Raw genomic sequence first — 6,297 nt, 5'->3', positions numbered from 1 at the left:
GGCGCGATGCAGCTTGGCTTTGAGCATGATGGCGTGCATGAGTGTTATCCCAGGTCGGAATCGGGTTGTGGACACTAAAACAGTTCAAGTGTGGGAGCGAGCCTGCTCGCGAAAGCGGCGGATCAGTCAACCTAGTTGTTGAATGGCATACCGCATTCGCGAGCAGGCTCGCTCCCACATTGTTTTGTTGGGCTCAGATGGGCGTATCGAGATTCAGGTGCAGGTTGTCGATCAACCGCGTCGTGCCCAGGAACGCCGCCGCCAGAATCACCAGGTCCCGGTCCTCGGGAGTCGCCGGACGCAAGGTCAGCGCGTGGCGGATCTCCAGGTAGTCCGGACGCAACCCGGCAGCTTCGAGCTGTTTGATCTGCGCACTGACCAGCGCCGGGAAATCCCGCTCACCCTGTTTGATCGCATCGGCAATCTGGCTCAGGGTGCGATAGACAAGCGGTGCAACGGCACGCTGCTCTTCGCTGAGGAATCCATTGCGCGACGACAATGCCAGGCCATCGGCCGCGCGAACGGTCGGCTCGCCAATGATCTGGATCGGCATGTTCAGGTCATGGACCAGCGCGCGAATCACCGCCAGTTGCTGGAAGTCTTTCTGGCCGAAAATCGCCAGATCCGGCTGGACCATGTTGAACAACTTGCTGACCACTGTCGCCACGCCTTCGAAATGCCCCGGACGGCTGGCGCCACACAGGCCTTCGGACAATTGCGGGACGCTAACGCGGGTCTGGCCGGACATGCCGTCGGGGTACATCTCTTCAACGGTTGGCGCGAACAGCAGGTCGCAACCGGCCTCGAGCAGTTTTTCCTGATCGGCCGCGAGGGTGCGCGGGTATTTGTCGAGGTCTTCGCCAGCGCCGAATTGCAGCGGATTGACGAAAATACTCGCGACCACGAAATCCACCCGCTGGGTGGCCTTGGTAATCAGCGCGATATGCCCGCTATGCAGGTTGCCCATGGTCGGCACGAAGCCGATACGTTTGCCTTCGCCACGGGCGCGGGCCACAGCGGCCCGCAGTTCACGTACGGTTTTTACGGTGTTCATGCAGAAAATCCGTGTTCGATACCAGGGAAGGTCGCCGCTTTGACTTCAGTGACGTAAGCGCTCAAGGCCGCGTGAATGCTCTCTTGGCCGGCCATAAAGTTCTTCACGAATTTGGGCACGCGACCGGTGATGGACAGGCCCAGCATGTCGTGCAAGACCAATACCTGGCCGTCGGTGCGGTTGCCGGCGCCGATACCGATTACCGGGATTTTCACCGCTTGAGTGATTTCTTCGGCCAGTTCGCTTGGCACGCACTCGAGCAACAGCATTGCCGCGCCGGCCTGTTCCAGTGAAATCGCGTCGGCGCGCATCTGCCGCGCCTGGTTTTCATTGCGGCCCTGGACCTTGTAACCGCCGAGGATGTTCACCGATTGCGGCGTCAGGCCCATGTGCGCGCACACCGGGATGCCGCGCTCGGCGAGCAGGCGAATCGAGTCCGCCAGCCACAATGCTCCCTCGACCTTGACCATGTGCGCGCCAGCCTGCATCAGCAGGGCGCTGTTGGTCATGGCTTGTTCGGTGGTGGCGTAGGCCATGAAGGGCAGGTCGGCGAGGATCAACGCATCGGTGTTACCGCGTTTGACGGCGGCTACGTGGTAAGCCATTTCGGCGGTGGTGACCGGCAGGGTGCTGTCGTGACCTTGTAAAACCATGCCGAGGGAGTCGCCCACCAGCAGCACTTCGACGCCAGCCTGATTGCAGGCGTGGGCGAAGGTCGCGTCATAGCAGGTCAGCATGGTGATTTTCTCACCTTTCTGCTTGAGGCTCTGGAGCGTGGTCAGGGTGATGGCTGGCATGTCAAAAAATCCTCGTTCAGGCGCTATGGAAACTACTGCGAGTAACGCGCGTGATTCGTCATCTACTCAGGCGCACGGTCTTCTGTCGTGCTTATAAGGCCTGGATTGCGCCCTTGTGTGCCGGGTTGGCGGCATCGGGACGCCTATAGTCGTGAGGAGAACTCGGGAAGTCAATTGCGTGTGTTACCGCATTGTTACGAGGAGGGTGTTACCGAAGGGGGCTGATGCGTTTCAGCAGATTCTGTAGGAATGACACGAGGCCAATGTGGGAGCGAGCCTGTTCGCGAAGACGGTCTGACATTCAACCATGAGGGTGAATTCAAGATTGCTTTCGCGAGCAGGCTCGCTCCCACAGGGTGTTGTGTCAATTTGTAGGGAGGCGCTCCAGCCCGACGAACGGGCAGGCAGCGAGCAATTGCGTGAGACTGCGGCCGTCGGCCAGACGCAGATCCGCAGGCGCCAACTCCGCCAATGGATACAACACAAACGCTCGCTCTTGCATATGGTAGTGCGGGACTTTGAGGCGAGGCTCGTCGATCAGTCGGTCGCCGAACAGCAGGATATCCAGATCCAGCGTGCGTGGCCCCCAGCGCTCAAGACGCTCGCGGCCTTGCTCGTTCTCGATGGTTTGTAGCGCATCGAGCAAGTCCAGCGGCGTGAGGGTGCTGTCGAGGGCGGCAACCGCGTTGGTGTAACGCGGTTGGCCGGGAAGCAGCGAGTCGCTTTGATAAAAGGCCGAAACCCCGATCAGTTCCGATTGCGGCAGCTGCGCCAGGGCGGCGACCGCGTTGCGCAGCTGTTCGGAGGGAGCAGCCAGGTTGCTGCCCATGCCGATGTAGATGCGTTCCATGGATTACTCGCCCGTGGTACTCGAAACGCCCGCGGCACGCTTGCGCTTGGAGCCGCCGCTACGGCGACGTTTGCGCGGTGCGCCAGTGCCTTCGTCCTTGCCGCTGAGATCGCGGATCATGTCGCGACGCTCACTGTCGTTGGCGTCTTGATAGTCCGTCCACCATTCGCCCAGGCCATCGGTCTGCTCGCCCGCGCTTTCACGCAGCAACAGGAAGTCGTAACCGGCGCGGAATCTCGGATTGTCCAGCAACAGGTCGGCACGTTTGCCGCTGCGCCGTGGCAGACGTTCCTGCATGTCCCAGATCTCGCGGATCGGCATGGTGAAACGTTTTGGAATCGCGATGCGCTGGCACTGTTCGGCAATCAGTTCGTGGGCCGCTTCCTGCATCGCCGGAATCGGCGGCATGCCACGTTCCTGCAGGCGCAGTACACGAGCCGGCAGGGCAGGCCACAGCAGGGCGGCAAACAGGAACGCCGGGGTCACCGGTTTGTTCTGCTTGATCCGCAGGTCGGTGTTGATCAGTGCTTCGCTGATCAGCGTATGGGTATAAGTCGGGTTGTATTCCAGCGCCTCGGCACTGGCCGGGAACAGTGGATCGAACAGTTGCAGGTCGACCAGCATCTCGAAGGTGTCTGCGGCATGGCCGGAGAGAAACAGCTTGAGGACTTCTTCGAACAGGCGGGCCGCCGGAATCTCGCGCAGCATCGGTGCCAGATCGCGGATCGGCAGGGCGCTGTGTTTTTCAATTCCGAAATTCAGCTTCGCCGCGAATCGCACGGCCCGCAGCATCCTTACCGGATCTTCCTGATAGCGTTGTTTCGGATCGCCGATCAGACGGATCAGGTGATTGCGGATGTCGTGCACACCGTTGGCGTAATCGAGGATGCGCTCGCTGACCGGATCGTAGTACAGGGCGTTGATGGTGAAGTCGCGGCGTTGCGCGTCTTCTTCCAGGGTGCCGTAGACGTTATCGCGCAGGATGCGTCCGCTTTCGTTGCGGGAAGACTGGTTGCTGTCTTCTTCCTCATCGTTTTGCGGGTGATTGGCGCGGAAGGTCGCGACTTCGATGATTTCGCGGCCAAAGTGGATATGCACCAGTTTGAAGCGCCGGCCAATGATCCGCGCGTTGCGGAATTCGGCCCGGACCTGTTCAGGGGTGGCACTGGTGGCGACGTCGAAGTCTTTCGGCGTGATGCCGAGCAGCATGTCGCGCACGCAACCGCCGACCAGATAGGCCTGGTAACCGGCGCCCTGCAGGCGTTCGACGATGTTCACCGCGTAACGGCTGAATTGCGCCTTTTGCAGCGAATGTTGGCCGCTGTTGAGCACTTCAGGTGTGCTGCGGATATGTTGCGTACGACGCAGGGGAGTACGGAATGACTGGAACAGCTTCTTCAGCATGGGATGCACTGTTTGAAGGAATGTTCGGCCAAAACGAAGAATGACCGCATGATGGGCGGGGATTCTAGCATTTAGTCGGGGGATGGTGTAGGACGCAGCAGATATGAGCTGTAAGCCGCACGTTTCAAGGTGGAAACAGGCGGATGCAAGGCGGTTTTTGAATCGCGGAAACTACAAGGGGAGCCGAAGCTCCCCAAGAAGTAGTTGCATGCTCTATTTTTGTTATTGGTTTCGGGCTTCTTGTTTTTGTTGAGTGCCCTCGCCATGAAGCTTCCTTCATGACCCTCCCAATCGGGAGCCAAGAGCAAACGGATTGCTTTGGTCGCTGAATTGCAGTGATCTCTCGATCCAACCAGTACAGGCTCTGTCTTATGACAGTTTTTTGTTGTTCTCGGCCTGGTCGTGGGGCAAGCCCCAAATACAACGCCTCTCCAAAAGAATCAGTTAGCTGCGCCTCTCGCCGTCTTGTTTTTATTGTGCGTGAGTCGATTCGTCTTATTTTTATTGTCTTGTGCATTGCTTGTTATTGTTCTTGTACCAAACATATAGCAGGGTGCGTGCCAACTTTTGCAAAGCCCAGTAAAACAAGGGGTTAGGCGGTCTGATGGGATAAGTGCAGGCGAAAAAAAGCCGGGGCTTCGTTACCGTAAGCCCCGGCTTCTGTTACGTGAAAAACCTGAGGTAACATTTTTTTCACAAAGTCACGCGTTACCCGCACATCAGGCAGGGGCGGTTCAGCTTTCGCTGGCGACCCCAGTCTTGCGCCGTGGAATGCCCAGGCGTTGACGGCGCTCCCACAGGCACTTGCGACTAACCCCGAGTTTGCGGGCCAGTTCGGTTTCGGTCATGTGGTCCTGATGCTCGAGTACGAAATGCTGGAAGTAGTCTTCCAGGGACAGGTCTTCGGTCGGTTCGTGGTTGTTGTTACCGGCGTTGTTGCTGCCCTGTTGCGGTGGCAGGCCGATGAATTCGTCGTCTTCCAGATCGCCCAGTTCGATATCGATACCCAGCAGCTCGGCGGAAATCTCCGGGCTCTCGCACAGGATAACGGCGCGCTCGACGGCGTTTTCCAGCTCACGAACGTTACCCGGCCAGGAGTAATGGCGAATGGCTTGTTCCGCGTCCGGAGCGAATTTCAGGTCGGTGCGGTTGATCCGCGCGCTCTGCCTTGCGAGGAACGCATTGGCGATTTCGTTGACGTCGGCACCGCGCTCGCGCAGAGCTGGCAGTTTCAGGGCGATCACATGCAGGCGATAGTACAAGTCTTCACGGAACTGGCCGATCTTCGCCAGGCTCTTGAGGTCGCGGTGAGTCGCTGCAATCAGGCGCACATCGACCTTTTGCGACTGCACTGAACCAACCCGTCGAATCTCGCCTTCCTGCAGCACCCGCAGCAGGCGCGCCTGGGCTTCCAGGGGCAGTTCGCCGATTTCGTCTAGGAACAAGGTGCCGCCGTCCGCTGCTTCCACCAGACCGGCACGCCCGGCGCTGGCACCGGTGAACGCGCCTTTTTCGTGACCGAACAGTTCGGACTCGATCAGGCTTTCCGGAATGGCTGCGCAGTTCACCGAAATCATCGGTGCCTTGGCCCGCTTCGACAGGTTGTGCAGGGCACGCGCCACCAGTTCTTTACCGGTGCCGGATTCGCCCTGGATCAGGACATTAGAGTCGGTCGGCGCGACTTTACGAATCTTGCCGTACAGGTCCTGCATCGGCGGACACGAGCCGATGATGCCGATCTCGCCGTTGCTGTTATCGATGCCCGTTTTTGCCGCGCCATTGGCGACTTTGCCGGTCACCGGCTCACCGCTGGCTTGCACCGATTGACGATCGCGCAGGATCCGCGCGACCGCCTGGAGCATTTCGTCGTGATCGAAAGGCTTGGCGATGTAATCCACCGCACCCATCTTCATCGAGTCGACTGCGGAGCGCAGGCTGGCGTAACTGGTCATGATCAGCACCGGAGTGCCCTGACCCAGTTTGATCAGTTCGGTGCCCGGTGCGCCCGGCAGGCGCAGGTCACTGACGATCAGGTCGAACGTGGGAATGGTGAAGCGTTCTTGTGCTTCCTGCACTGAACCGGCTTCGCTGACCTGATACTGGTTGCGTTCCAGCAGGCGGCGCAAGGCGGAGCGGATAATGGTTTCGTCTTCGACGATCAAAATGTGCGGCATTGATTCGATACTCTCGAC

Annotated in this window: 5 protein-coding genes; all 5 read right to left on the bottom strand. The window is 59.2% G+C overall.

The window, feature by feature from the left end; translation table 11 throughout:
* Nucleotides 1-193 precede the first annotated feature (193 nt).
* Complete coding sequence (panC, locus tag FFS64_RS29210; protein ID WP_137808190.1) at nt 194-1,054, bottom strand: pantoate--beta-alanine ligase; 861 nt, start codon at nt 1,052-1,054, stop codon at nt 194-196.
* Nucleotides 1,051-1,851, bottom strand: coding sequence for a 3-methyl-2-oxobutanoate hydroxymethyltransferase (gene panB / locus FFS64_RS29205; protein WP_095196569.1), 801 nt, complete (start codon nt 1,849-1,851; stop codon nt 1,051-1,053). The genes panC and panB overlap by 4 nt, the downstream gene beginning before the upstream one ends.
* Before the next feature lie 364 nt (nt 1,852-2,215).
* The gene (gene folK / locus FFS64_RS29200) at nt 2,216-2,701 is read right to left on the bottom strand and encodes a 2-amino-4-hydroxy-6-hydroxymethyldihydropteridine diphosphokinase (RefSeq protein ID WP_137808189.1); all 486 of its coding nucleotides are present in this window, start codon (nt 2,699-2,701) and stop codon (nt 2,216-2,218) included.
* Nucleotides 2,702-2,704: 3 nt separating this feature from the next.
* Nucleotides 2,705-4,105 (bottom strand): polynucleotide adenylyltransferase PcnB, encoded by a 1,401-nt coding sequence (locus FFS64_RS29195; RefSeq protein ID WP_095196567.1) that lies wholly within the window; start codon nt 4,103-4,105, stop codon nt 2,705-2,707.
* Between the two features lie 734 nt (nt 4,106-4,839).
* Nucleotides 4,840-6,279 (bottom strand): sigma-54 dependent transcriptional regulator, encoded by a 1,440-nt coding sequence (locus tag FFS64_RS29185; RefSeq protein ID WP_137808188.1) that lies wholly within the window; start codon nt 6,277-6,279, stop codon nt 4,840-4,842.
* Nucleotides 6,280-6,297: the final 18 nt, after the last annotated feature.

Origin of the sequence: Pseudomonas sp. G(2018), from assembly GCF_005502415.1 — a bacterium.
Classification (GTDB): Bacteria; Pseudomonadota; Gammaproteobacteria; order Pseudomonadales; family Pseudomonadaceae; genus Aquipseudomonas.
This window is presented reverse-complemented; position numbering and strand designations above follow the sequence as displayed.

What these genes read in the sequence shown, in the direction of transcription:
- panC (WP_137808190.1), bottom strand. Translation starts at nt 1,054, where the DNA reads ATGAACACCGTAAAAACCGTACGTGAACTGCGGGCCGCTGTGGCCCGC.
- panB (WP_095196569.1), bottom strand. Translation starts at nt 1,851, where the DNA reads ATGCCAGCCATCACCCTGACCACGCTCCAGAGCCTCAAGCAGAAAGGT.
- folK (WP_137808189.1), bottom strand. Translation starts at nt 2,701, where the DNA reads ATGGAACGCATCTACATCGGCATGGGCAGCAACCTGGCTGCTCCCTCC.
- FFS64_RS29195 (WP_095196567.1), bottom strand. Translation starts at nt 4,105, where the DNA reads ATGCTGAAGAAGCTGTTCCAGTCATTCCGTACTCCCCTGCGTCGTACG.
- FFS64_RS29185 (WP_137808188.1), bottom strand. Translation starts at nt 6,279, where the DNA reads ATGCCGCACATTTTGATCGTCGAAGACGAAACCATTATCCGCTCCGCC.